Below are 24,530 nucleotides of genomic sequence, written 5' to 3' on the forward strand. Positions count from 1 at the left end.
CCGCCCGGGGCTGGTTCCGTCAGTCGACGGGCGCCTCCCACACCACCGTCGTGCCGCCGCCGTCCTCCCCGATGCCGGGCCCGTGCCGGCTGTCGCCGCCGAGCGACTCGGCGCGCCGCTTGAGGTTCTTCAGACCGCTGCGCCGACCGCCCGCGGGGATGCCGACGCCGTCGTCCGCGACGGTCAGGCGTACGGCCCGCCGCCCGTCCGGGAGGGTCGCGGTGGCGTCGACGACCACGTCGATGCGGGAGGCCCCGGCATGCCGGAAGGCGTTGGAGAGGGCCTCACGCAGAGCGGCGATGAGGTTCTTGCCCGCGAGGTCGCCGACGACGGCGTCGACCGGCCCGGCGAAACGGTGGGAGGGCTTGAATCCGAGTGGCACGGCGGCGGTGTTGATCTCTCGCAGCACGCGCGTACGCAGTCCTGCGGGTGCCTCGGTGGGCCCCTGCTGGAGCGCGAAGATCGCGGTGCGGATCTCCTGGATGGTGACGTCGAGTTCGTCGACGGCCTTGCCGACACCGTCCCGTACATCGGGCACGACCGACCTGCGCTGTGCGCTCTCCAGCATCATCCCCGTCGCGAACAGCCGCTGGATGACGAGGTCGTGCAGGTCGCGGGCGATGCGGTCGCGGTCCTCGTAGACCGCTAGGCGTTCCCGGTCGCGCTGCGCACCGGCCATCATCAGCGCGAGCGCGGCCTGGGAGGCGAACTGGATCGCGAGGGTGCGTTCGGTCTCGGTGAAGGACCGCTCTCCTCGCGCGCGGGGCGTGACGAGGGCGCCCAGGACCCGGCCGTCGCTGTGCAGGGGGAGCATCATGGCCGGCCCGTAGCCGCGCGCGAGGCCGGTGATCAGGCGCGGGTCGGCTGCCGCGTCGTCCACGAACACCGCGTGTCCGTCGAGGAGTTCGGTGACGACCTTGCTCTCCGGCGGGACGACGGTGCCCAGGGCGTTCGACGGCTGGTCGGCGGCCACCGCGGCGATCTCCAGGCCGCCCTCGTCGGCGGGCAGCAGCACGATCCCGGCCGTCGCCCCGGACAGCCGGCGGGCCTGTTCCGCGACGACCTGGAGGGCGTCGTCCGCGTCCCCGCCCGACAGCAGTGCGGTGGTGACGGCGACCGACCCGTCGATCCAGCGCTCACGCTGCTTGGCGGCCTCGTACAGGCGGGCGTTGCCGATGGCGATACCGGCCTCCGTGGCCAGCACCCGGACCATGTCGAGGTCGTGGTCGTCGAACGGCTCCCCACCGCGCTTCTCCGTCAGGTACAGGTTCCCGAAGATCTCGCCCTGGACGCGGATCGGGAGCCCGAGAAAGCTGCGCATCGAGGGGTGGTGTTCCGGGAAGCCGCAGAAGCGCGGATCGGACGTCAGATCCGCGAGCCGGACCGGCTCCGGATCGCGGATGAGCGCGCCGAGCAGACCCCGGTGCCCGTCCGGCAGCCGTCCGATACGCCGGGCGGTCGCCTGGTCCACACCGTGGAAGACGAAGTCGGCGAGGCCCCGGCCGTCCTCGTCGACGACCCCGATGGCCGCGTAACGGGCCCCCGTCAGCGCGGCCGCGGTCTCGCAGATCCGGTCCAGCGTGGAGTGCAGCTCCAGCCCGCTGCCGACGGACCGCATGGCCTCCAGCAACTGCGGCACCCGCGCGGCCAGCTCGGTGGACAGGGCCGGGGGCGGGGGACCGGAGAACGGTTCGGCGGGCATGAACCGAGCGTAATTAGTGCCATTTGATACAGAAAGTCGGGAGCTTGGGACGGCGGTCGGCCCGCACCGGCGTCACGCCGTGAGCGCCGGCGCCTCCGACTCCGCCTCCCGCTCCACCATCCCCCTCAGCGGCCCCGCCACGGCGGCCAGCTCGGCGTACGAGCCCCGCTGAACGACCCGCCCCTCGTCCAGCACGACCACCTCGTCCACCGCTTCCAGCCCCGCCAGCCGATGCGTGATGAGCAGCGTCGTACGTCCCTCGGTGGCGGCCAGCAGATCGGCGGTGAGCGCGTCCGCGGTGGGCAGGTCGAGGTGTTCGGCGGGCTCGTCGAGCACGAGGACGGGGAAGTCGGCGAGCAGCGCACGGGCGAGCGCCAGCCGTTGCCGCTGCCCTCCGGACAGCCGCGCCCCGTGCTCACCGACCAGCGTGTCCAGCCCCTCGGGCAGGGCGTCGGCCCAGTCCAGCAACCGGGCCCGCCTCAGGGCCTCGCGCAGGTCGGACTCGGTGGCGTCCTTCCTGGCGAGCAGCAGGTTCTCCCGCAGCGAGCTGTCGAAGAGGTGCGCGTCCTGGGCGCACAGCCCGACGAACCGCCGTACGTCGTCCCCGTCCAGCGCGTACGCGTCCACGCCGCCCAGCGTGTACGAGCCGGCCCCCGCGTCCAGGAACCGCAGCAACACCTGCGCGAGCGTCGTCTTGCCGGACCCGGACGGCCCTACGACGGCGATCCGGCGGCCTTCCGTGAGGGTCAGGTCGATCCCGGCGAGGGCGTCCCGGTCCTGCCCGGCGTGCCGGGCGGACAGCCCCTTCACGGCGACCGGGAACGGCGACGCGGGCGCCTCCCGCGGCTGTTCCGGCTCGCGCACCGGTTCCGGCGCGTCCAGCACCTCGTACACGCGCTCCGCGCTCTTGCGGACCCGCTGGCGGTACTGCACGGCGAGCGGCAGCCCGAGGACGGCCTCGAAGGCGGCCAGCGGGGTGAGGACCACGACGGCCATCGCGATGCCGCCGAGCCGTCCGTCGGCGACTCCCTGGGCGCCCACGAGGGCGGTGGCGGCGACGGTCAGGCCGGAGACCAGCGCGGTGAGGCCGTCACCGAGCGCGGTGGCGGTGGCGGCACGCGAGGCGATCCGGGCGAGCACCCCGTCGGCCTCGCGCGCCTCGGCGGTACGGGTGGGCAGGGCACCGGCGACGGCCAGTTCCGCGGTCCCGGTGAGCAGGTCGGTCACGCGGGTGGCGAGCACCCCGCGGGCGGGGGCCAGTCGCCGCTCGGCGCGCCGGGCCACCGCACCGGTGATCAGCGGGACGCCGACCCCGGCCGCCAGCAGTCCGGCGGCGAGCACGGCACCGGCCTCGGGCAGCAGCCAGGCGGTGAAGCCGACGGACGCGGCGGACACCGCGAGGGCCGCACCGGCGGGCAACAGCCAGCGCAGCCAGTAGTCCTGAAGGGCGTCGACATCGGCGACCAGCCGCGACAGGAGATCGCCCCGGCGGGTCTGGCGCAGTCCGGCGGGCGCCAGGCGCTCCAGGCGCCGGTAGACGGCGACCCTGGTGTCGGCCAGCATCCGCAGCACGGCGTCGTGCGACACCAGCCGCTCCGCGTACCGGAAGACGGCCCGCCCGATCCCGAACGCCCGCGTCGCCGTCACGGCCACCATCAGGTACAGCACGGGCGGCTGCTGCGAGGCACGCGAGATCAGCCATCCGGAGGTGGCCATGAGCCCTACGGCGCTGCCGAGAGCGAGACTGCCCAGCAGCAGGGCGAGGGCGAGGCGGCCGCGCCGGGGGCCGGACATGGCGCGGACACGAGCGAGGACACCACGGGTCTCCTCCGTCGCCGGTGTCGACGTCATCGCCGGTGCGGTGCCCGGCAGTTCAGGCTCGACCGGGCGGGCCTGGGCCGACCTGGTCTCCCCTGCGGCAGGCTCCCCCGGAGCAACGGGCACGGGCCCCTCAAGGCGCACCACCCGATCCGCCACCCCCAACAACGCCGGCCGATGGACGACGAGCAGCACTGTCCGCCCCACGGCCAGCCGCCGCACCGCCGCCACGACCTCGGCCTCGGTGGCCCCGTCGAGCGCGGCCGTCGGCTCGTCGAGCAGCAGCACGGGCCGGTCCGCGAGGAACGCCCGGGCCAGCGCAAGCCGTTGCCGCTGCCCGGCGGACAACCCGGCCCCGTCCTCGCCGAGCACGGTGTCCGCGCCCTGCGGCAGCGCGTCGACGAACTCCAGCGCCCCCGCGTCCCCGAGCGCCCGCCGTACGGCGTCGTCGTCCGCGTCGGGCCGCGCCAGCCGTACGTTCTCGGCGATCGTCCCGGCGAACAGGTGCGGCCGCTGGGGCACCCACGCGACCTGCGACCGCCAATGCTCCAGGTCGGCCCCGGCGAGATCGACTCCCCCGACCAGCACCCGCCCCTCGGCGGGCCGCACGAACCCCAACAGCACGTTCAGCAGGGTCGACTTGCCCGCGCCGCTCGGCCCGACGAGCGCGACCGTCTCCCCGGGCTCGACGGCGAGGGACACCTCGGAGACGGCGTCCCCGGTCCGGCCGGGGTAGCGGACGGTGACGCCGTCGAAGGTCAGCGCACCGGCCCGCACGGCACGGGTGCCCGCCGTCGACGCCGGTGTCTCCAGCACCGCGAAGATCTCCTCGGCGGCGGCCAGCCCCTCCGCCGCCGCGTGGTACTGCGCTCCGACCTGCCGCAGCGGCAGATAGGCCTCGGGTGCCAGCACGAGGATGACCAGACCGATGTACAGGTCCATCTCGCCGTGCACGAGCCGCATGCCGATCGTCACGGCGACCAGTGCCACCGAGAGTGTCGAGAGCAGCTCCAGGGCGAAGGAGGAGATGAAGGCAACCCGGAGCGTCCTCATGGTCGCCTGCCGGTACTCGCCGGTGATCCGCCGGATCGAGTCGGCCTGCGCCTTGGCCCGCCCGAACACCTTCAGGGTCGGAAGCCCGGCGACGACGTCCAGGAAGTGACCGGACAGCCGGGACAGCATCTGCCACTGCCGGTCCATCCGGGACTGGGTGGCCCAGCCGATCAGCACCATGAAGACCGGGATGAGGGGGAGGGTTCCGACGATGATGGCCGCCGAGACCCAGTCCTCGGTGACGATCCGCGCCAGCACCGCCACCGGCACGACCACCGCCAGTCCCAACTGCGGCAGATAGCGCGAGAAGTAGTCGTCGAGGGCGTCGATTCCCCGTGTGGCCAGCGCGACCAGTGACCCGGTCCGCTGCCCGCTCAGCCATCCCGGCCCGAGCACGACGGCCCGCTCCAGCAATCGCCCCCGCAGCTCCGACTTCACCGCCGCGCTCGCCCGGTGCGCGGCAAGCTCGGTGAGCCAGGAGACCAGCGCCCGTCCACCCGCGACAGTCACCAACAGCAGCAGGGGAGTGCGGAGTTCGGACACCGACAGACCGTGCTGGAACGCCCCGACCACCACCTCGGCGATGAGCATCGCCTGAGCGATGAGCAACGCCGCCCCGACGGCACCCAGGCCGACGACCGCCACCATGAAGAGCCGGGTGGCGCGGGCGTATCGGAGCAGACGCGGGTCGATCGGTTTCACGTGAAACACACCCTCTTCTCAGCAGGGGCCAAGCTTCTCAGTAGGGGTCAAGGGGCATGTTTCACGTGAAACATGCCCCACCGCAGACTCAGTGCGCGACATCCGCCGCGATGTGCTGGGTACCGATCCGCTTGCGGAACACCCAGTAGGTCCAGCCCTGGTAGAGCATCACGACCGGCGTGGCGATCACCGCACACCAGGTCATGATCTTCAAGGTGTACGGGCTCGACGAGGCGTTGGTGACCGTGAGGCTCCAGTCCTCGTTGAGCGAGGACGGCATGACGTTCGGGAAGAGCGTCAGGAAGAGCATCGCCACGGCGGCCGCGATGGTGAGGCCCGAGAGCGCGAACGACCAGCCCTCACGCCCGGCCTGATTGGCCACCAGCGCCACGACCAGGGCCGCGACCGCCACCACCATGGCGACCAGGCTCTTGCCGTCACCGCTCTCGACCTGCGTCCACAGCAGGAACACAAGCGCCGCCGTGGCCGCCACGAGTCCGACCCGGAGCGCCAGTTTCCGCGCCCGCTCCCGGATCTCCCCGACGGTCTTGAGTGCCGTGAACACCGCTCCGTGGAAAGTGAACAGCGTCAGCGTCACCACCCCGCCGAGCAGGGCGTACGGGTTGAGCAGGTCCCAGACGTTGCCGACATACTCGAAGTTCTGGTCGATCTTCACGCCGTGCACGATGTTGCCGAAGGCCACGCCCCACAGGAACGCCGGGAGCAGCGAGGTCCAGAAGATCGCGGTCTCCCAGTTGCGCTGCCAGTTCTCCTCAGGCCGCTTCACCCGGTACTCGAAGGCGACACCGCGGACGATCAGGCAGACCAGGATGAGGAGCAGCGGCAGATAGAAGCCGGAGAAGAGCGTGGCGTACCACTCGGGGAAGGCGGCGAAGGTCGCGCCGCCCGCCGAGAGCAGCCAGACCTCGTTGCCGTCCCAGACCGGGCCGATGGTGTTGATCAGCACCCGCTTCTCGGGCCGGTTCCGGGCCAGCAGCTTGGTGAGGACGCCGACTCCGAAGTCGAAGCCCTCCAGGAAGAAGTAGCCGGTCCACAGGACGGCGATGAGCACGAACCAGACGTCGTGAAGTTCCATGACTCGATCCCCCTCTGCCTAGTACGAGAAAGCCATCGGCTTGTCGGCGTCACGCGAGTCGCCGCCGATCTTCGTGGGCGGGTTGAGGTCGGCCTCGGTGAGCTCGGGCGGGCCGGCCTTGATGTACTTCGCGAGCAGCTTGACCTCGACGACGGCGAGGATGGCGTACAGGCTGGTGAAGACGATCATCGAGGTGAGGACCTCGCCCTGGGAGACGCCGGGGGAGACCGCGTCCCGGGTCCGCAGGACGCCATAGACGACCCACGGCTGGCGGCCCATCTCGGTGAAGATCCAGCCCCAGGAGTTGGCGATCAGCGGGAAGCCCATGGTGAGGACGGCGATCCGCCAGTACCACGTGGTGAGCTTCGGGCCGAGAGGCTTCTTGCCCTGGGGAAGCAGCACGAGATGCGGCACCTCGTCGTCGGCGACCCTCAGCGCCTGCGGCAGCAGGAACTTCTTGCGGGTCAGCCAGAGCCCGAGCAGGCCGATCGCGAAGGACGTCATGCCGAAGCCGATCATCCAGCGGAAGCCCCAGTAGGCGACGGGGATGTTGGGCCGGTAGTCGCCGGGCCCGTACTTCTCCTGCTCGGCCTTGTTGATGTCGTTGATGCCCGGGACGTACGAGGTGAAGTCGTCCTTGGCCAGGAAGGACAGCAGACCCGGGATCTCTATGGCGACCCTGTTGTGGCCCTTGTCGACGTCGCCGACGGCGAAGACCGAGAAGGGCGCCGGCTTCTCGCCGTCCCACAGCGCCTCGGCCGCGGCCATCTTCATCGGCTGCTGCTCGTACATGATCTTGCCGAGGGTGTCGCCGCTGATCGCGGTGAGCATCCCGCCGATGACGACGGTGACCAGGCCGAGCCGCAGCGAGGTCTTCATGTCGCTGATGTGCTTCTTGCGCAGCAGATGGAAGGCGGAGATGCCGACCATGAACGCACCGCCGGTCAGGAACGCGGCGGACAGGGTGTGGAAGGCCTGGGCGAGCGCGGTGTTCTGGGTCAGGACCAGCCAGAAGTCGGTGAGCTCGGCCCGCCCCTTCGCCTCGTTGATCCGGTAGCCGACCGGGTGCTGCATCCACGAGTTGGCCGCGAGGATGAAGTACGCCGACAGGATCGTGCCGATCGACACCATCCAGATGCAGGCCAGGTGGATCTTCTTCGGCAGCTTGTCCCAGCCGAAGATCCACAGGCCGATGAACGTCGACTCGAAGAAGAAGGCGATCAGAGCCTCGAAGGCGAGCGGGGCGCCGAACACGTCACCGACGAAGCGCGAGTAGTCGGACCAGTTCATGCCGAACTGGAACTCCTGCACGATGCCGGTGACCACACCCATCGCGATGTTGATCAGGAAGAGCTTGCCCCAGAACTTCGTCGCCCTGAGGTACTTCTCCTTCTCCGTACGCACCCAAGCCGTCTGGAGGCCGGCGGTGAGGGCGGCCAGCGAGATCGTCAGAGGGACGAAGAGGAAGTGGTAGACGGTGGTGATACCGAACTGCCATCGCGCCAGTGTCTCCGGCGCCAGAGCCAGGTCCACGTCGTCAGTCTCCTTACGTGCCGTGGTACAGCGGCGGTTTGCCCCTTACGTCACACACATCAGTGGAGCAACCGGGACACGCTTGTGAACGCGTTCACATTCACAAGCCCAGTATGACGTACTGGTTTTCGGCAAACGACAGGGGGGTCGTGTCTCCTGGGTCACGTCAACCCGTCTCGGTTTCACGTGAAACCGACGCCCGGCAGGTGGTGGAGCCCGGCACCATGGCCTACTGGACCGACGGGGACGCTCTCGCCCTCCCCTACGGCCTCGCACCGATCTCGCGAGGCGACGAGCGTCGCCTCGCGAGCCGTGCAGCGGCTTCAGAGCTCCTTACGGAAGCCTTCCGTCACCTTCAGGAAGATGTCGTTCGCCTCGGTCTCCCCGATCGTGACCCGGACGCCCTCGCCGGCGAACGGCCGGACCACCACACCGTGCTGGTCGCACGCCGCAGCGAAGTCGACCGTGCGCTCCCCCAGCCGCAGCCACACGAAGTTGGCCTGGGTCTCGGGCACCGTCCAGCCCTGAGCGCGCAGCCCCTCGACCACCCGGTTGCGCTCACACACCAACGAGCCGACCCGGCCGAGCAGTTCGTCCTCGGCACGCAGCGAGGCGACCGCGGCGTCCTGCGCGAGCTGGCTCACACCGAAGGGCACCGCGGTCTTGCGCAGCGCCGCCGCCACCGGCTCATGGGCGATCGCGAAGCCGACGCGGAGACCGGCGAGGCCGTACGCCTTGGAGAAGGTCCGCAGCACGCAGACGTTGGGCCGGTCGCGGTACAGCTCCACGCCGTCCGGCACCTCGGCGTCCCGGATGAACTCGCGGTACGCCTCGTCCAGCACCACGAGTACGTCACTCGGCACCCGGTCGAGGAAGCGCTCGAGCTCAGCGCGCTTCACCACGGTGCCGGTCGGGTTGTTCGGGTTGCAGACGAAGATCAGCCGGGTCCGGTCGGTGATGGCGTCCGCCATCGCGTCCAGGTCGTGCACATCGCCCGGCGTCAGCGGCACCCGGACCGAGGTCGCCCCGCTGATCTGCGTGATGATCGGGTACGCCTCGAACGAACGCCAGGCGTAGATGACCTCGTCGCCCGGACCCGAGGTCGCCTGGACGAGCTGCTGGGCGACGCCGACCGAACCGGTGCCCGTGGCCAGATGGGAGAGCGGGACGCCGAAGCGGTCCGACAGCTCGTTCATCAGGCCTGTGCAGGCCATGTCCGGGTAGCGGTTGAAGGACGAGGCCGCGGCCGTGACGCTCTCCATCACCCCCGGCAACGGCGGATAGGGGTTCTCGTTGGAGGACAACTTGTAGGCGACCGGGCCGTCGGCCGCCGCCGGCTTCCCCGGCTTGTAGGTGGGGATACCCTCCAGCTCGGCGCGCAGCTTGGGGCTCGTCTCGCTCACCGCAGTCCTCCTCATGACCACCGGCTTCCAATACTCCTCACCTTATGAGGATTGGGCGTCTGTGCGAACCGGTGGGGCGTGACCTCATCTGTCCCACTGGCATCAGGGGCATCACCGTACGAAGACAGACGAATCACAGGGCGCGCTCACATATATCTACGCGCCGGTGGCTCGCGCCGTGGCGCGCATCCCCCGTGAAGGTGAGTTGAGACCTCTTCGAAACATCGGCGACTTGGCAGGCCCATGCGCGTCGACAAGTCACGTAGTGCCATTGGATCGTTCAACTCCCTTTCATTCAAAGGAGATTGATGGGCTATGACCATGCAGAAACGTGTCTGTCAACGCGTGCATATGCGTCCGCCCTACCCCACCGCCTGAGCCCTACTATCGGCTCGCCATGACAGCAGCAGGGAAGCACCAGGTGAGCCGCGCGGAAACCTCACGTCGAGGCAGCCGGCCGGGTCGGGCGGGCATCAGAGACGTCGCCGCCGCCGCCGGAGTCTCCATCACAACCGTCTCCGATGCCCTCAACGGCAAGGGCAGGCTCCCGGATGCCACCCGACGCCATGTCCGCGAAGTCGCCGACCGACTGGGCTATCGCCCCTCGGCCGCGGCCCGAACCCTCCGTACCGGCAAGTCGGGCCTCATCGGCCTGACCGTGACGACATACGGGGATGAACCTTTCACCTTCACGGAGTTCGCGTACTTCGCCGAGATGGCCCGGGCCGCCACCTCGGCCGCGCTCGCGCGCGGCTACGCACTCGTCATCCTGCCCGCCACCTCGCGCCACGACGTGTGGTCGAACGTGGCCCTGGACGGGACGGTCGTCATCGACCCGTCCGACCAGGACCCGGTGGTCAGCGAACTGGTCCGGCAGGGGCTACCGGTCGTCTCCGACGGCCGCCCGGCCGGCGCGCTGCCGGTCACCGCGTGGGTCGACAACGACCACGAGGCCGCCGTACTGGGCATCCTCGACCATCTGGCCGACGCCGGCGCCCGCCGCATCGGTCTGCTGACGGGGACGTCGACGGACACGTACACCCATCTGTCGACCACGGCGTATCTGCGCTGGTGCGAGCGGGTCGGCCAGGATCCGGTGTACGAGAGCTACCCGGCGCACGATCCGTGTGCGGGCGCCGTCGCCGCCGACCGGCTGCTCGCCCGGCCCGACCGGCCCGACGCGGTCTACGGACTGTTCGACCCGAACGGCACCGACCTGCTCGCCGCGGCCCGCCGCTACGGACTGCGCGTACCGGAGGACCTGCTTCTGGTCTGCTGCTCCGAGTCCACCGTGTACGCCAGCACCGAACCGCCCATCACCACGCTCTCCCTGAAGCCGCGACGCATCGGTACGGCCGTGGTCCAGCTCCTCATCGACGCCATCGAGGGTGTCGAATCGGACCAACCGGTCGAGCAGGTGATACCGACGGAGCTGATCGTGCGCACCTCCTCCCAGCGCCGGGCACCCCGTACGACCGTCAGCCCGCCCCGATCACCCGAGGAGGAGTAGAACGGGGGCCGTCAGCAGACGGCAGAAGCCCTGCCCAATCGGGGCGAAAGCCGCGGTGAACAGGAGTCTTGCTCCGATTCACCACCCCTGGGTCATCACACGGCGCGATCCGCATTCCTATGATGGGCCCACGACACCGCGGGCCGCTGCGACCAGGCAGTCCGAAGCGGTGCAGATGCGGCGTGATGGTGGAGGGGTCTGATGACTCAGGGGGCCGGTCAGGGACCCGAGGCGGAGCGGACGGCGACGTTGCGCGACTTCCGGGTGCCCGCGTATGTCCACGAGACCGGTCCGTACGGCCACAGCGCGCACCCCGGCGACGTCGTACCGCCGCACGAGGCCGACTACCCCGAGGGGTACACGCCCACCGAGCGCAGCCTGCCGGTCGTCAACCGGGGTGACACGCTTCAGGTGATCGTCGATCCCGCGGCGGTCCCGCAGGCCGCCTCCGTCGACGGGCCCGGCGCGCTGTTCGTCGTCGGTGACGTGCACGGCTATCTCGACGAGCTGGTGGCGGCCCTTCAGGAGAAGGGCCTCATCGACTCCGCGGGCAACTGGTGCGCGGGCACCGCCCGGCTGTGGTTCCTCGGCGACTTCACCGACCGCGGGCCGGACGGCATCGGCGTGATCGACCTCGTGATGCGGCTGTCCGCGGAGGCGGCCGCGGCCGGCGGCTACTGCAAGGCCCTCATGGGCAACCACGAGCTGCTGCTGCTCGGCGCCAAGCGGTTCGCCGACACCCCCGTCAACTCCGGCGCGGGCACCGCCACCTTCCAGGCGGCCTGGCTGCTCAACGGCGGGCAGAAGACCGACATGGACCGTCTCCAGGACCACCACCTCCAGTGGATGGCGCGCCTCGACGCCATGGAGGAGGTCGACGGGCATCTGCTGGTCCACTCCGACACCACCGCCTACCTCGACTACGGCGACTCGATCGAGGCGGTCAACGACACCGTCCGCGAGACGATCACGCGCAACGACGCGGACGAGGTCTGGGATCTGTTCCGCAAGTTCACCAAGCGCTTCTCCTTCCGCGACGAGGGCGGCGCCGACCATGTGCGCTCCCTGCTCGATACGTACGGCGGCACCCGGATCGTTCACGGGCACAGCCCGATCCCCTATCTGCTGGGCGAGGTCGGCTCCGAGGACGGGGAGGACCAGTCGGGTCCGCTGGTCGAGGGACCGCACGTCTACGCCGAAGGGCTGGCCATCGCGATGGACGGCGGTGTGACCATGGCCGGAAAGCTGCTGGTCCAGCAACTTCCCCTGGATATCTGAACGTTCACGGGGCAGACGATCCCCCATGTCGGACTGAGCAGAAACGGCGCAGGCCAGGGCCCAATTTCTGGAAACCCCCTGTCACCGTGTGCCGTCACCGCTCTACCATCGGCTTATCCGTAGCAGGCTCCCCTCCGTTTCTGCCCGACGGCTCACAGTCATGCGAGCCCCAAGCCCTACGGAGCATCGGGGGATGCACATGAACAGCGTTCCGCAGCACCTGCTGAGCGAGGACCGCCAGGAATACGAGCGGATCCTCGATGAGGCGCTGCGCTCCGCCCCACACCGCCCGGAACTGGCCGCGGTGGGACAACGGCTCAATCCCGAACAGCTGCGCACCATGGCGCTCAACGCCACCGCGATCATCACGGCGGCCGCGGCGACCGAGTACCAGCACTACGTGAAGGTCCGCGAGGAACTGCGCCAGCCGGCGCCGTCCACCCCGACGTCCGTCCGAGAGACCGGCTCCGCGGAGTCCGGCTCGGGCACGGTGGGGCTCGCCGCCACCATGGGAGAGGTCGCCGAGACCGCCGGCGCGGGCGCCGTCGCCGTCGTCGCGGTCCTGGCTCCCGTCCTCGCCGGAACCGCTGCGGCGATCTTCCTGCTCGTGGGGTACATCCTGAAGATGCTCGACCCCGAACAGGCGTTCGCCCAGACCATGCTGACCACCGGTTGGGTGTTCGGCGCGGTGACCGCGATCGCGATCCTGGTCGCCGCGGTCGGTCTCCTGCTCACCGCCCTGCGCAACCGGCCCTCGCTCGACACCGGGCCGTACGGCGAGCTGAGCGGAGAGGTCTCCCGGGCCCGGGAAGCCTGGCGCGAGGCCCTGCTGGAGCGGGGCGTCCTGCCCTTCCTGCGGGACGCGCTGGCCGACCCCGGCACGGCGGCCGCCCTGCACCGCACGGCACCGCCGGCGCCCAGCCGTATGCCGCACCTCGGCTACGACCGCCCGGGCTTCAGCAGCCCGGACGACGGTTCCTCCGGCCCCCGGCCCAGCTTCAGCAGCCCGGACTACACCAGCCCGGACTTCGGCGGCCCGGAACACCAGCCGGAGTAACCCCCGGCTTGCGCCCCTCGCCACGGGGAAACCCGCTCTCGGGGGCGCGCAAGCCGGTTGTCCGGCGCAGGACGGCGCCGAGATCTCCATCAAGGACGGCTTCGGCCCTGAGTGGGCGATGGCGATTCGCCCCTTTCCGGAAGCGCGATGATCGCGATGCCCTCCGGCTGGGCTATGGCCAGGCGCGTGCCATCCGGGTGCACTGCGGCAACGGGCGTCGGAATGTGTGTGACCCCGTAGCTGCCCTCTCTCCGGGGCACCTCCACGGTGGGCCATTCCGCGACCACGTCGCCCGTCGTGACGTCGATCAGCCGCGGATGCCCGTACAGCGAGACGACCGAGTCGCCCCGCGGGATCAGCGTCCCGATGCAGAAATCGACCGTGCTGCGATGGATCCACCGGCTCTCGGAGAGCGACCACACACCCAACTGCCGTGAGCCCAGGGCAGGCGTCTCCTCGTCGTCGACAAACTCCTCCCCCGTCGCCACGGCCAGGCGGTCGGCATCGAGCCAGCAGGCCGAGACGACCTCCGCGTCGATGCCCGGGTTCGAGGGCAGCACGCCACGGCCGTCGAGCACGGCAGGATCCGTCAACGCACCGGCCAGGTCGAAGACTTCGACGACCCCGTACGGATGCCAGAGCCAGCCGGCCGACAGCAGGTGTGTCCCGCCCGGGCTCACCTCCAGCCGAGAGTGGAACACGTCCTTCGGATCACGTTCTCCACTGGTGAGCCGTTCTCCCGACTCGGCGTCCTCGATCTCAAGGACGTTGTATTCGTCCAGGCAGTGCACCAGAACCTCGCGGCCGTCCTCCAACGCCCCGAGTGCCACCGGATAGTCGAAGACATCAGCTTGGTAATAGCTGCGGTTCAGCTCACGGACGGGCCCATCGCCATCGAGCAGGAGCGCCTTGGTACCGCGCTCGGCATAGACGACGGAGTAGCGACCGGACGGGGAGACGACGCTCCGGTCGAAGGGAAATCCATGGCTGACCGAGGCAGGCTGCTCCACACCATCAGGACCCCATCGGCGGCCACCACCCACCACGTCGACCAGATCATCGCCGTCCCACACCAGCGACTGCACTTCAGCCGCCACCATCAGATCGATCAAGACTCCGCCACCCCCTCATCTCATCCCCGAACGCACGATGGCGCTGTCCCGAAGGCCCCCGCCCTCCGGGACAGCGCCGATCTACGGACGTCAGTCCGCCAGGGGCAGGTACACACGGTTCCCGCTGGCCGCGAACTCCTTCGACTTCTGCAGCATCCCCTCGGCGACCTCTTCGGCCGTCGCCCCCGCAGCCGCCGTACCGCCGAACTGCTTGGTGATGCTTTGGCTGATCTTCATCGAGCAGAACTTCGGCCCGCACATCGAGCAGAAGTGAGCCGTCTTCGCCGGCTCGGCCGGCAGTGTCTCGTCGTGGAACTCGCGGGCCGTGTCGGGGTCGAGGGCCAGGTTGAACTGGTCCTCCCAGCGGAACTCGAAGCGGGCGTCCGACAGTGCGTCGTCCCACTCCTGTGCGCCAGGGTGTCCCTTGGCGAGGTCCGCCGCATGGGCCGCGATCTTGTAGGTGATGACGCCGGTCTTCACGTCGTCACGGTTGGGCAGGCCCAAGTGCTCCTTGGGCGTGACGTAGCAGAGCATCGCAGTGCCCCACCACGCGATCATCGCGGCGCCAATGCCCGAGGTGATGTGGTCGTACGCCGGAGCGACGTCCGTGGTCAGCGGGCCGAGCGTGTAGAACGGAGCCTCCTCGCAGATCTCCTGCTGAAGGTCGATGTTCTCCTTGATCTTGTGCATCGGGACGTGTCCCGGGCCCTCGATCATGGTCTGTACGTTGAAACGCTTGGCGATCGTGTTGAGTTCCCCGAGCGTCCTCAACTCCGCGAACTGCGCCTCGTCGTTGGCGTCCGCGATCGAGCCCGGGCGCAGGCCGTCGCCGAGCGAGTACGTGACGTCGTAGGTGGCGAGGATCTCGCAGAGTTCCTCGAAGTTCTCGTAGAGGAAGCTCTCCTTGTGGTGCGCCAGGCACCAGGCCGCCATGATCGAGCCGCCGCGCGAGACGATGCCCGTCTTGCGGTTGGCCGTCAGCGGTACGTACGGCAGGCGGACGCCCGCGTGGACCGTCATGTAGTCCACGCCCTGCTCGGCCTGCTCGATGACCGTGTCCTTGTAGATCTCCCAGGTCAGCTCCTCGGCGCGGCCGTCGACCTTCTCCAGCGCCTGGTAGAGCGGCACCGTGCCGATGGGGACGGGGGAGTTGCGCAGCACCCACTCGCGGGTCGTGTGGATGTTGCGGCCCGTGGAGAGGTCCATGACCGTGTCGGCGCCCCAGCGAGTCGCCCAGGTCATCTTCTCGACCTCCTCCTCGATGGAGGAGGTGACCGCGGAGTTGCCGATGTTGGCGTTGACCTTCACCAGGAACCGCTTGCCGATGATCATCGGCTCGATCTCCGGGTGGTTGACATTGGCCGGCAGGACCGCGCGACCGGCCGCGATCTCCTCCCGGACGACCTCGGGGGACACGTTCTCCCGAAGGGCCACGTACTCCATCTCCGGCGTGATCTCACCGCGGCGGGCGTACGCGAGCTGAGTGACCGCTGCGCCGTCGCGGCTACGGCGCGGCAGCCGGGGCCGCCCCGGGAAGACCGCGTCGAGGTTGCGCAGGTTGCCGCCGCGCGGCGAGGTGTGCTTGATGCCGTCGTCCTCGGGACGGACGGGACGACCCGCGTACTCCTCGGTGTCACCGCGAGCGATGATCCAGTTCTCCCGCAGCGGGACCAGGCCCCGGCGAACGTCGGTATCGACCAGCGGATCGGTGTACGGCCCCGATGTGTCGTACAGCGTGACCGACTTCCCGTTGGTGAGGTGCACCTGACGGACCGGCACCCGCAGATCGGGGCGCGAGCCCTCGACGTACCCCTTGTGCCAGCCGATGGACTTCCCGGCCTCAGCGGATGTCTCGCCCTGAATGGGCGCTTCGTCCTGGCTGAAGGCAGGCGTGCGTGCGTCCTTGATGGTCATGAGACCTACTCCCTACGCCGGCATTACCCGGTAACAGGTTCGGCGGTCGACGCAGCGGCTTCCGTCTGCCGACGTTTCGTGTGCAACGTCACTCGCTTGTGACGACGTTCCACGTGAAACATCGCTGGGACGGAGGTCAGCGCCCTCTCAGCCCGGTGCTCCGAGCTCCCGCGTGTACAAAGGTGCCCCCACGCTAGCGTCAATTCGGGCGCGGTGAACAGGGGGCCCCTGTCGTTCTTGCGATGATCGGTCGGTGACCACGACACTTCAGCCCCCGTACCCACCGCCCGAGCCGCCTCGCAGGCCCGGTTCCGGAAACGGGCCCGGCAACGGCCCGAGACCCGGGGGCGGCCAGGGGCCCGGCTACAACTCCGGGTACGGCTCCGGCTCCGGTTCCGACTCGAGTTCCGACTCCGGCGACTGGTTCGGGGCCGGTGGCGGTGGCGGTGGTCGTGGTGGGTTCGGGCAGGGGCCTGGCTCCGGCGGCCGGTCCGAGCGGGGGCTCGGTGACGGTGGCGGGCACGAGCACGGCGCCGGGGGCGGACCTGGGCATGATCACGGGCATGGGCATGGGCACGGCCCCGGTTCCGGTTCTGGTTCCGGCGATGACGGTCACGGTGGCGGTGGGCGGGGCTCCGGCGGCGGGCACGGGCACTCGCACAGCCACAGTCACGGCCCCGCGGCCCCCGTCTCCAAGCACCTGCGCAAGGTCATCGCGGCGATCCTCATCCCGTTCGGTGTCGCCGTGATCGTCGGTCTCGCCGTGCTGTGGCCCGGGGGTGCACCGGGCCACGAGCGCACCGGCGTCGGCTTCGACCGGCAGACCCAGCAGGCCACGGTCACCGAGGTCGTGAACGTGAGCTGCAAGTCGGTGAACGCCTCGGGCGAGACCCCGACCGGCGACACCTCCACCGCCGAGGGTTCCTCCGCCCAGCAGCAGGCGGACGGCGAGTGCAAGAAGGCCACGATCCGCGTCGACACCGGCAAGGACAAAGGCCGTACGTTCACGGAGATCGTGCAGCCGGACCAGTCACGGCAGCTGCACCAGGGCGAGAAGGTCGTGGTCGCGTACGAGCCGTCCGCGCCCAAGGATCTCCAGTACTCGGTCACCGATGTGAACCGCAGGCTCCCCATGGGGTTGCTCGCCGGCATCTTCGCACTCGCCGTCGTGGTCGTCGGGCGGTTGCGGGGCCTCATGGCGCTGGTCGCGCTGGCCATCAGCTTCCTGATCCTGAACTTCTTCATCCTGCCCGCGATCCTGCAGGGCTCGAACCCGCTGGTCGTGGCCGTGGTCGGGGCGAGCGCCATCATGCTGATCGCCCTGTATCTGTGTCACGGGCTGTCCGCCAGAACCTCCGTCGCGGTGCTCGGCACGCTGATCTCACTGCTGCTGATCGGCATCCTCGGCTCGCTGTTCATCGGCTGGGCCGCGCTCACCGGCAACACGGACGACAACACCGGGCTGATCCATGGTCTGTATCCGGACATCGACATGAGCGGTCTGCTGCTCGCCGGCGTCATCATCGGCTCGCTCGGTGTCCTCGACGATGTGACGGTCACCCAGACGTCGGCTGTCTGGGAACTGCATGAGGCCAACCCCTCGATGGGCTGGCGCGACCTGTACCGCGCGGGCATCCGCATCGGCCGTGACCACATCGCGTCCGTCGTCAACACGCTCGTCCTCGCCTACGCGGGCGCCGCGCTTCCCCTCCTGCTGCTCTTCTCCATCGCACAGAGCAGTGTGGGGACGGTCGCCAACAGCGAGCTGGTCGCGGAGGAGATCGTGCGCACGCTGGTCGGCTCGATCGGCCTGGTCGCGTCCGTGCCGGTCACGACGGCTCTGGCGGCACTGGTGGTCTCGGCCGACCGGCCGGGACCCGGTGCCGCTCCGACCGCCCCGGCGGGCGGCGAACCGACTCCGGCAGGAACCCGGCCGGGCTCGGCGGGCACCCAGCCGATTCCGGTCGTGAGAGGCGGTCGGGGGCGCCGGCGCAAGCGCTGACCCCCGCCCGCCACAAGGAGCACGCCCGGCGCCTTTCCGGCACCCCCGGGCCCCGCCGAAGGAGAAGCGTTCCTGCGCGGGCCCCACGCCCGCGCTGAAGCGTTACGCCCCCCTCGGTGCCGTAACGCTTCAGCCCGCGCTCTGCTCCTCCGCCAGAATCCGGTCCAGGGCCTGATCGAGGTGGGCGTCGAAGTCGGCGAGCGCCCCCTCCTGACCCAGTGGCACCAGCTTGTCGGTGCGGTCGAGGAAGGCGATGAGCGGCGCCGCCGAGGAGCGGAACAGTGCCTGGTCGGCACCCACCTGAAGGCGGATCAGGACGTCACCCAGCGTCTCCGCCTCGGCCGGCGCGATCCGCACATCCCCGTCCCCGCACGGCCGGCCCACCCCGTCGATCAGCAGCTCCCGCCCGAACGCCCAGGTCACCGGCGCGTCTCCGGGCAGATGGAAGGTGAGCCGGACGGCGTAGGGATCGCAGGTCTCGTAGCGCAGCTCCACCGGGATACGGAAGGCGAGCTCGTCGGAGACGAGAAAGCTCATCATGACTTCTGCCTGTACGGACTCACCCATCGTCTACCCCGTCATCTGCCGTCGACTGGCCGGGAATGATCCCTTTGACTGTGGTGGAAGTTTGCTGAAAGTACACGGGAGATCACAAGGAGTGAGTTTTCAGATACTGATAGAGATCGCGAGCGACCCGAGAAGGCGCCCGACCTCGCTCTGGAGCTGACGGGTGGCCTCGGGCAGTCGGTCGGCCTGGTGGGCGGGCAGGGAGATGGCCATCGTCCCCGCGGTGGTGCCCACCGTGATGGGGATCGCCGCGCAGACGGTCCCCAGCGCGTACTCCTGCCGTTCGAACACGGGCTCCATGCGCCGCACCCGTTCCAGCCGCCGTAGCAGCGTGTGACCGTCCCGCACGGTGTACGGGGTGATGGCCTGTACGGGGTAGCGGTCGAGGTGGTCGCGGCGGTCCTCCTCGTCCAGTTGGGCGAGCAGGCACTGCCCGATGGCGTGCGCGTGCGCGGTCTCGCGGAAGTCGGCCCACTCCTCCACCGCCGGGTTGCCGGGGGTGTCGGAGACGCACATGACCTCGATCTCGCCGTCGCGGTAGAGGGCGTAGTACACGGGTACGCCGATGGCGTCGCGCCAGTGGGCCAGTGCCTCGGCGACCGTGCTGCGACGTTTCTGCTGCGCTCCGCTGCTGCTCAGCCGCTCGGCCGCCTCGCCGAGGAAGAACAGGCCTTTGTCCCGGCGTAGATAGCCCTCGTGGACCAGGGTGCGCAGCAGGTGGTAGGCCGTCGGCAGGGCGAGGCCGGTCTCCCGGGCCAGTTGTTTGGCGGGGGCGCCGTGCTCGTGCCCGGCGACGGACTCCAGCAGCCGCATCGCGCGCTGGACGGAGCCGATGAGGGTCGTGGAGTGCGGCGGTTCCGGTGGATCGGCCGGCGCCGGTGCCGGGGGTGTCCCCGGTCGGGGCCGGCTCGCGCGTGCGGGCTGCTCCGGCGGCCGGAGGCGGTGCTCCGGCGACGGAACGGCGGCCCGGACCGGTGCCGTGAGGCTTTCTGCGGGTGCGGTGTCAACCGTGGCCAAGGGTCACTCCCGAAGGGCGAGGGGGCCGCCCGTGCGGGGGGACACGGGAGGGGGTGTGCGCCGCTCACGGGGGATCGTCCCCGCGTCGAATTCCGGACTTTAACCGTCCACCGACGCTCGCACTCGGCCTGTACCGAAACTTCCCTCGCCCGAGGGAACCGATGATTCCTGTTACCGATCAGCGGTGCCACTCGCCGTTGCCGCAGGTGTCACCAGTGGCTGGGTGTCACCGGTCACTGGGTCTCACCGGTGGCTAGGTTTCACCGGTCGCTGGGTGTCACCAGTCGCTGCGCGACGAGGAGCTCGACATGAACTTCCGCACCACGTAGATCAGTCCGCCGACCAGGGCCACGAAGACCAGCAGCTTGAAGAGCAGTCCGATGACGAAGCCGACGACGCTGGCTATCAGCCCGCCGAACACGACCAGGGCGATGACCGGCACCGCGATCCACTTCACCCACCAGGGCAGTCCCGCGAAGATCTCTCCCATTGCTCTCGTCCTTACCTCTCCGCCCGTCGCTCGTGCCGGGTCCGGTCGAAGACCCGGGCTCGTGATGCCGGATCCTTCTGATGTCCTGCACTCGATGCTAGGGCGGGGAGGGGCCCCGGCGGGGGCCTCGGACCCCTTGTCCTCCCCTGACTGATCCCCTAGGGAATCCCGGGGTGGCGGGTCAGCTCTCGGGCGGAGAGAACACCACGAGGACCCGCAGGTCCTCGCTGATGTGGTGGAACTTGTGGGCGACGCCGGCCGGTACGTAGATCACGCTGCCGCGCGCGACCTGGGTGGTCTCCATGCCGACGGTGATCGCGGCGCGGCCGCTCACAACGAAGTAGACCTCGTCCTGATTGTGCGGCTTCTGTGGATCATGCTCGCCGGCGTCCAGCGCGTACAGCCCGACCGACATGTTCCGCTCGCGCAGAAACTGCAGGTAGGCGCCCTCGTTGGCGGCGCGTTCCGCCTCCAGTTCGTCCAGCCGGAATGCCTTCATCGCCCTCGTCCGCCCTCGTCACACTGCTCATGGCCGATCTCTTCTGCCACGATCAGACACATGAAGAATTTCGTAGTCAAGACGATCGCCAACGCGGGCGCCCTGGCGGTCGCCGTGTGGCTGCTGGACAAGATCACCCTGACGGGTGACAGCACGGGCAAGAAGGTCGGCACCCTGATCCTCGTCGCGCTGATCTTCGGCGTGGTGAACTTCCTGGTCAAGCCGGTCGTAAAGCTCCTCAGTCTGCCGCTGCTGATCCTGACGCTCGGCCTGTTCACCCTGGTCGTCAACGCGCTGATGCTGCTGCTGACCTCGTGGCTGGCCGACAAGGTCGACCTGAGCTTCCACGTCGAAGGCTTCTGGACCGCCGTGCTCGGTGGCCTGATCATCTCGATCGTGTCCTGGGCGCTCAACGTCGTCCTGCCCGACGGCGACTGAGCTCCCGGTGACGTATCGCGTCTGCTTCGTCTGCACCGGCAACATCTGCCGCTCGCCGATGGCCGAGTCCGTCTTCCGCGCCCGTGTCGCGGAGGCCGGGCTCGGCGGCCGGGTCGAGGTCGACAGCGCCGGCACGGGCGGCTGGCACGAGGGCGACGGCGCCGACCCGCGCACGGTGTCGGTCCTCGAGGAACACGGCTACGACAGCGCGCACAGGGCCCGCCAGTTCCAGCCGTCGTGGTTCGCGCGCCTCGACCTCGTCATCGCCCTCGACCACGGCCACCTGAGGGCCCTGCGCCGCCTCGCTCCCACCCCGGAGGACGCGGCGAAGGTGCGCCTGCTGCGTTCCTACGACCCGTCCGCGGGCGCCGACCTCGACGTACCGGACCCGTACTACGGGGGCATGGACGGCTTCGAGGAGTGCCTTGAGATGGTGGAGGCGGCGAGCGAGGGTCTGCTCGCCGCGGTACGCGAGGACGTGGAGGGACGGGTGGCATGAGCGATTCGACAAAGGGCGCGGGCGACGGCACGCGCGCGGTACGGGCCGGACTGCCCGAGCCGGTCAGGAACGAGCCCACCCTGCCCGGCCCGGTGTTCGCGGCGCACTTCCATCTGCCGGGCGAGGTGGGCGGGCCGTACACCTACGGCCGGGACGAGAACCCGACCTGGACGCTCCTGGAGAGCGCCATCACCGAACTGGAGGCACCCGGGCAGGGCGGCGTCGGGACGCTCGTGTTCGCCTCCGGCATGGCCGCCATCTCCGCGACGCTCTTCTCGCAGCTGCGCGCCGGGGACGCGGTCGTCCTGCCCAGCGACGGCTACCAGGTACTGCCCCTGGTACGCGCGCAGCTGGAGGCGTACGGCATCGAGGTGCGGACCGCGCCGACCGGTGGCGACGCCCAGCTGGAGGTGCTGGACGGCGCGAAGCTGCTGTGGCTCGAGACGCCGTCCAATCCCGGGCTCGACGTGTGCGACATCCGCCGGCTCGTCGAGGCGGCACACGCGCGTGGCGCTCTCGTCGCGGTCGACAACACCCTCGCGACCCCCCTCGGACAGCGCCCGCTGGAGCTCGGCGCCGACTTCTCCGTGGCCAGCGGCACCAAGCAACTCACGGGACACGGAGACGTCCTCCTGGGCTACGTCACCGGCCGCGAGGGCGAGGCGATGACCGCCGTACGACGCTGGCGCAAGATCGTCGGGGCGATTCCGGGGCCCATGGAGGCCTGGCTCGCGCACCGTTCGATCGCCACCCTCCAGCTGCGGGTCGACCGGCAGAACGCGACCGCGTTGGTGCTCGCCGAGGCTCTGAAGCGGCGGCCGGAGGTCGCGGGACTGCGGTATCCGGGGCTGCCCGACGATCCTTCGCACAAGGTCGCCTCGCAGCAGATGCGGCGCTACGGGTGCGTGGTCTCCTTCACGCTGCCCACGCGCGCGCGTGCCGACCGTTTCCTCGACGCGCTGCGGCTCGTGGACGACGCGACGAGCTTCGGCGGGGTGCGCTCCACGGCCGAGCGGCGCGGGCGCTGGGGCGGGGACGACGTACCGGACGGCTTCATCCGTTTCTCCGTCGGCGCGGAGGACCCGGAGGACCTGGTGGCGGATGTGCTGCGGGCGCTGGACGAGTCGGCGGACTGACCTCTTCCTTACCCACCGATCTGGGTCCGGCTACGTACAACGGACGGTCCGAGCCTCCCCCCTCGTGGCTCGGACCGTCCTCGGTTCTGCGCGCGAAGAACCGCGCGAACAAGGCTAGTTGACTCTGTGTCAGTGTCCAATCACAGTAGCGACAGCGCCCTATCGACATATTTATAGTTGGGCGCGGCCGAAGGGTGGTGCGGGACGGCGAAGGGGAGGGCGTGGCATGGATCTGGCCTTGTTGCGCACCTTCGTGACCGTGCACCGGGCCGGCTCCTTCACCCGCGCCGCAGCGCTGCTCGGTCTCTCGCAACCGGCCGTGACCTCGCAGATCCGCACACTCGAACGGCAGTTGGGGCGCCCTCTGTTCCTGCGGCAGGCGCGCGGGGTGACCCCGACGACCATGGGCGACGAACTCGCCCACAAGGCCGCGCCGCATCTCGACGCCCTGGTGGAGATCACCGAGACCGGGCTCGACGACGAGTCCTCTTTACGAACCCTCCACCTCGCCGGCCCCCCTGAGTTCATCGCCGAACGGGCCCTGCCCGCACTCACGGAGCTGACCGGCGAGGACGGTCAGGGGTTCGCCCTGCGCGCCTCCTTCGGGAACGCCGAGGAAACCCTGGAGGGCCTCGCCGCCGGACATCACGATCTGGCCATCAGTACGGCCCGTCCGCGCGGCGCTCTGCTCACGGCGACTGCGCTCTGCGACGAAGTACACGTCCTGGTCGCCTCCCCGCACTGGGCGAAGCGGATCAGTGCCGGAGCGCTGCGCCGCAGGGGAGCGCCCGCCCTGGAGAACCTTCCGGTGATCGAGGTGCACGAGTCGCTGCCCTTCGTCTCCCGCTACTGGGCGTCCGTCTTCGATTCCCGTCCGGCCACGTCCGGCACCGTCATCGTCCCCGACCTGCGTGCGGCACTCGCCTGCGCGGCGGCGGGCGCCGGACTCGCGGTACTGCCCAGCTATCTGTGCGCGTCCGCTCTGGAGCGCGGCGACGTCGTCGCGCTCCACCATCCGGCGGTACCGCCCCTGCGGACGTACTTCCTGGTGGTCCGTACCGGCACCTTGGCGATGCCGCACATCGCACGTGCTCACGACTGGCTGCTGCGGGCCGCTGCGGACTGGTGTTGACCTGCGATTTTCCGCCCGTCACCCGGTGAACTCGGCTGATGACCACATGCGATGTTTCACGTGGAACCAACCGGGCCACATTTCCCCCATGCCCGTCCGACCCGTGGTCAAGCGCACCGCCCGTGCTGTTCTCCTGGACGGCGACGACCTGATCCTCATCAAACGCACCAAGCCCGGCGTGGATCCCTACTGGCTGACTCCCGGTGGTGGGGTCGAGCCGACCGACACGACCGTCGTCGACGCCCTGCATCGCGAGGTGTACGAGGAGCTCGGCGCCAAGATCACCGACGTGGTGCCCTGCTTCGTCGACACCGTCGAGCACATCGGCGATGACGGCGGCGCGACCGGGGTGAAGGTCCAGCACTTCTTCGTCTGCCGTCTGGAGTCCATGGACACCGCGCTGCGGCACGGCCCCGAAGTCGACGAACCCGTCGGGGAGTACGAGATCGTGCGGGTGCCGTTCACCCGCGTCGGGATCGCCTCCGTCCACCTGGTGCCGCTGTCGCTGCGGCACTACCTGGACGGGAACATCGAAGGCGTGCGTGCCATGCACGCCCCTGACCTCGGCTGAG

General features: G+C 69.7%; 20 protein-coding genes and 1 pseudogene. 10 read left to right on the forward strand and 11 right to left on the reverse strand.

What is annotated here, in order from left to right; translation table 11 throughout:
• Positions 1–19 precede the first annotated feature (19 nt).
• From ABKA17_RS14640 to ABKA17_RS14655, 4 genes are all read right to left on the reverse strand, one after another.
• Complete coding sequence (locus tag ABKA17_RS14640; RefSeq protein ID WP_353692469.1) at positions 20–1,702, reverse strand: sensor histidine kinase; 1,683 nt, start codon at positions 1,700–1,702, stop codon at positions 20–22.
• A gap of 72 nt (positions 1,703–1,774) precedes the next feature.
• A complete protein-coding gene (cydD, locus tag ABKA17_RS14645) occupies positions 1,775–5,275 on the reverse strand; it encodes a thiol reductant ABC exporter subunit CydD (protein WP_353692470.1) in 3,501 nt (1,166 codons plus the stop codon).
• An 88-nt stretch (positions 5,276–5,363) separates the two neighbouring features.
• Entirely contained in the window at positions 5,364–6,371 is a 1,008-nt protein-coding gene (gene cydB, locus ABKA17_RS14650) for a cytochrome d ubiquinol oxidase subunit II (RefSeq protein WP_353692471.1), read from the reverse strand.
• A gap of 18 nt (positions 6,372–6,389) precedes the next feature.
• Entirely contained in the window at positions 6,390–7,904 is a 1,515-nt protein-coding gene (locus ABKA17_RS14655; RefSeq protein WP_353692472.1) for a cytochrome ubiquinol oxidase subunit I, read from the reverse strand.
• Between the two features lie 173 nt (positions 7,905–8,077).
• On the opposite strand from ABKA17_RS14655, the pseudogene ABKA17_RS14660 reads away from it, so the two are divergent.
• Positions 8,078–8,215 (forward strand): annotated as a pseudogene (locus ABKA17_RS14660) (cyclophilin-like family protein); the annotation flags it as partial.
• 12 nt (positions 8,216–8,227) lie between these two features.
• Here the strand turns inward: ABKA17_RS14660 and hisC are convergent.
• Positions 8,228–9,307 (reverse strand): histidinol-phosphate transaminase, encoded by a 1,080-nt coding sequence (gene hisC / locus ABKA17_RS14665; RefSeq protein WP_353692473.1) that lies wholly within the window; start codon positions 9,305–9,307, stop codon positions 8,228–8,230.
• 397 nt (positions 9,308–9,704) lie between these two features.
• On the opposite strand from hisC, the gene ABKA17_RS14670 reads away from it, so the two are divergent.
• From ABKA17_RS14670 to ABKA17_RS14680, 3 genes are all read left to right on the forward strand, one after another.
• Entirely contained in the window at positions 9,705–10,817 is a 1,113-nt protein-coding gene (locus ABKA17_RS14670) for a LacI family DNA-binding transcriptional regulator (protein ID WP_353692474.1), read from the forward strand.
• 201 nt (positions 10,818–11,018) lie between these two features.
• Positions 11,019–12,095, forward strand: a complete 1,077-nt coding sequence (locus ABKA17_RS14675) for a metallophosphoesterase (RefSeq protein ID WP_353692475.1) — start codon at positions 11,019–11,021, stop codon at positions 12,093–12,095.
• 193 nt (positions 12,096–12,288) lie between these two features.
• Positions 12,289–13,152 (forward strand): hypothetical protein, encoded by an 864-nt coding sequence (locus ABKA17_RS14680; protein WP_353692476.1) that lies wholly within the window; start codon positions 12,289–12,291, stop codon positions 13,150–13,152.
• An 89-nt stretch (positions 13,153–13,241) separates the two neighbouring features.
• On the opposite strand, the gene ABKA17_RS14685 is transcribed toward ABKA17_RS14680, so the two are convergent.
• Both ABKA17_RS14685 and thiC read right to left on the reverse strand, forming a co-directional pair.
• Complete coding sequence (locus tag ABKA17_RS14685) at positions 13,242–14,264, reverse strand: hypothetical protein (protein WP_353692477.1); 1,023 nt, start codon at positions 14,262–14,264, stop codon at positions 13,242–13,244.
• Between the two features lie 90 nt (positions 14,265–14,354).
• The gene (gene thiC / locus ABKA17_RS14690; RefSeq protein ID WP_353692478.1) at positions 14,355–16,178 is read right to left on the reverse strand and encodes a phosphomethylpyrimidine synthase ThiC; all 1,824 of its coding nucleotides are present in this window, start codon (positions 16,176–16,178) and stop codon (positions 14,355–14,357) included.
• Between the two features lie 253 nt (positions 16,179–16,431).
• Here thiC and ABKA17_RS14695 point away from each other — a divergent pair, with 253 nt between their 5' ends.
• Positions 16,432–18,180, forward strand: coding sequence for a YibE/F family protein (locus ABKA17_RS14695; RefSeq protein WP_353692479.1), 1,749 nt, complete (start codon positions 16,432–16,434; stop codon positions 18,178–18,180).
• A 129-nt stretch (positions 18,181–18,309) separates the two neighbouring features.
• Here the strand turns inward: ABKA17_RS14695 and ABKA17_RS14700 are convergent, their stop codons facing one another.
• The 4 genes from ABKA17_RS14700 to ABKA17_RS14715 form a co-directional block, all read right to left on the reverse strand.
• Positions 18,310–18,747, reverse strand: a complete 438-nt coding sequence (locus ABKA17_RS14700; RefSeq protein WP_353692480.1) for an SsgA family sporulation/cell division regulator — start codon at positions 18,745–18,747, stop codon at positions 18,310–18,312.
• Positions 18,748–18,846: 99 nt separating this feature from the next.
• Positions 18,847–19,764: an IclR family transcriptional regulator gene (locus tag ABKA17_RS14705; RefSeq protein ID WP_502994231.1), complete on the reverse strand. Its 918-nt coding sequence runs from the start codon at positions 19,762–19,764 to the stop codon at positions 18,847–18,849.
• Positions 19,765–20,041: 277 nt separating this feature from the next.
• Complete coding sequence (locus ABKA17_RS14710; RefSeq protein ID WP_190071059.1) at positions 20,042–20,254, reverse strand: DUF5326 family protein; 213 nt, start codon at positions 20,252–20,254, stop codon at positions 20,042–20,044.
• 181 nt (positions 20,255–20,435) lie between these two features.
• Positions 20,436–20,753: a cupin domain-containing protein gene (locus ABKA17_RS14715; protein ID WP_353692481.1), complete on the reverse strand. Its 318-nt coding sequence runs from the start codon at positions 20,751–20,753 to the stop codon at positions 20,436–20,438.
• A 60-nt stretch (positions 20,754–20,813) separates the two neighbouring features.
• Between ABKA17_RS14715 and ABKA17_RS14720 the strand changes: the two genes are divergently transcribed.
• The 5 genes from ABKA17_RS14720 to ABKA17_RS14740 all read left to right on the forward strand — a co-directional run bounded on the left by ABKA17_RS14720 (position 20,814) and on the right by ABKA17_RS14740 (position 24,529).
• Positions 20,814–21,191 (forward strand): phage holin family protein, encoded by a 378-nt coding sequence (locus ABKA17_RS14720; protein ID WP_353692482.1) that lies wholly within the window; start codon positions 20,814–20,816, stop codon positions 21,189–21,191.
• Positions 21,192–21,198: 7 nt separating this feature from the next.
• Positions 21,199–21,690 carry a low molecular weight protein-tyrosine-phosphatase gene (locus tag ABKA17_RS14725; RefSeq protein WP_353692483.1) on the forward strand — a complete coding sequence of 164 codons (492 nt, stop codon included), beginning with the start codon at positions 21,199–21,201 and terminating at the stop codon, positions 21,688–21,690.
• Positions 21,687–22,826, forward strand: coding sequence for a cystathionine gamma-lyase (locus ABKA17_RS14730; protein ID WP_353692484.1), 1,140 nt, complete (start codon positions 21,687–21,689; stop codon positions 22,824–22,826). The genes ABKA17_RS14725 and ABKA17_RS14730 overlap by 4 nt, the downstream gene beginning before the upstream one ends.
• Before the next feature lie 226 nt (positions 22,827–23,052).
• Complete coding sequence (locus ABKA17_RS14735) at positions 23,053–23,958, forward strand: LysR family transcriptional regulator (RefSeq protein ID WP_353692485.1); 906 nt, start codon at positions 23,053–23,055, stop codon at positions 23,956–23,958.
• A gap of 88 nt (positions 23,959–24,046) precedes the next feature.
• Positions 24,047–24,529, forward strand: a complete 483-nt coding sequence (locus ABKA17_RS14740) for an NUDIX domain-containing protein (protein WP_353692486.1) — start codon at positions 24,047–24,049, stop codon at positions 24,527–24,529.
• Position 24,530: the final 1 nt, after the last annotated feature.

It is taken from the genome of Streptomyces sp. RG80, from assembly GCF_040446465.1.
Lineage (GTDB): Bacteria > Actinomycetota > Actinomycetes > Streptomycetales > Streptomycetaceae > Streptomyces.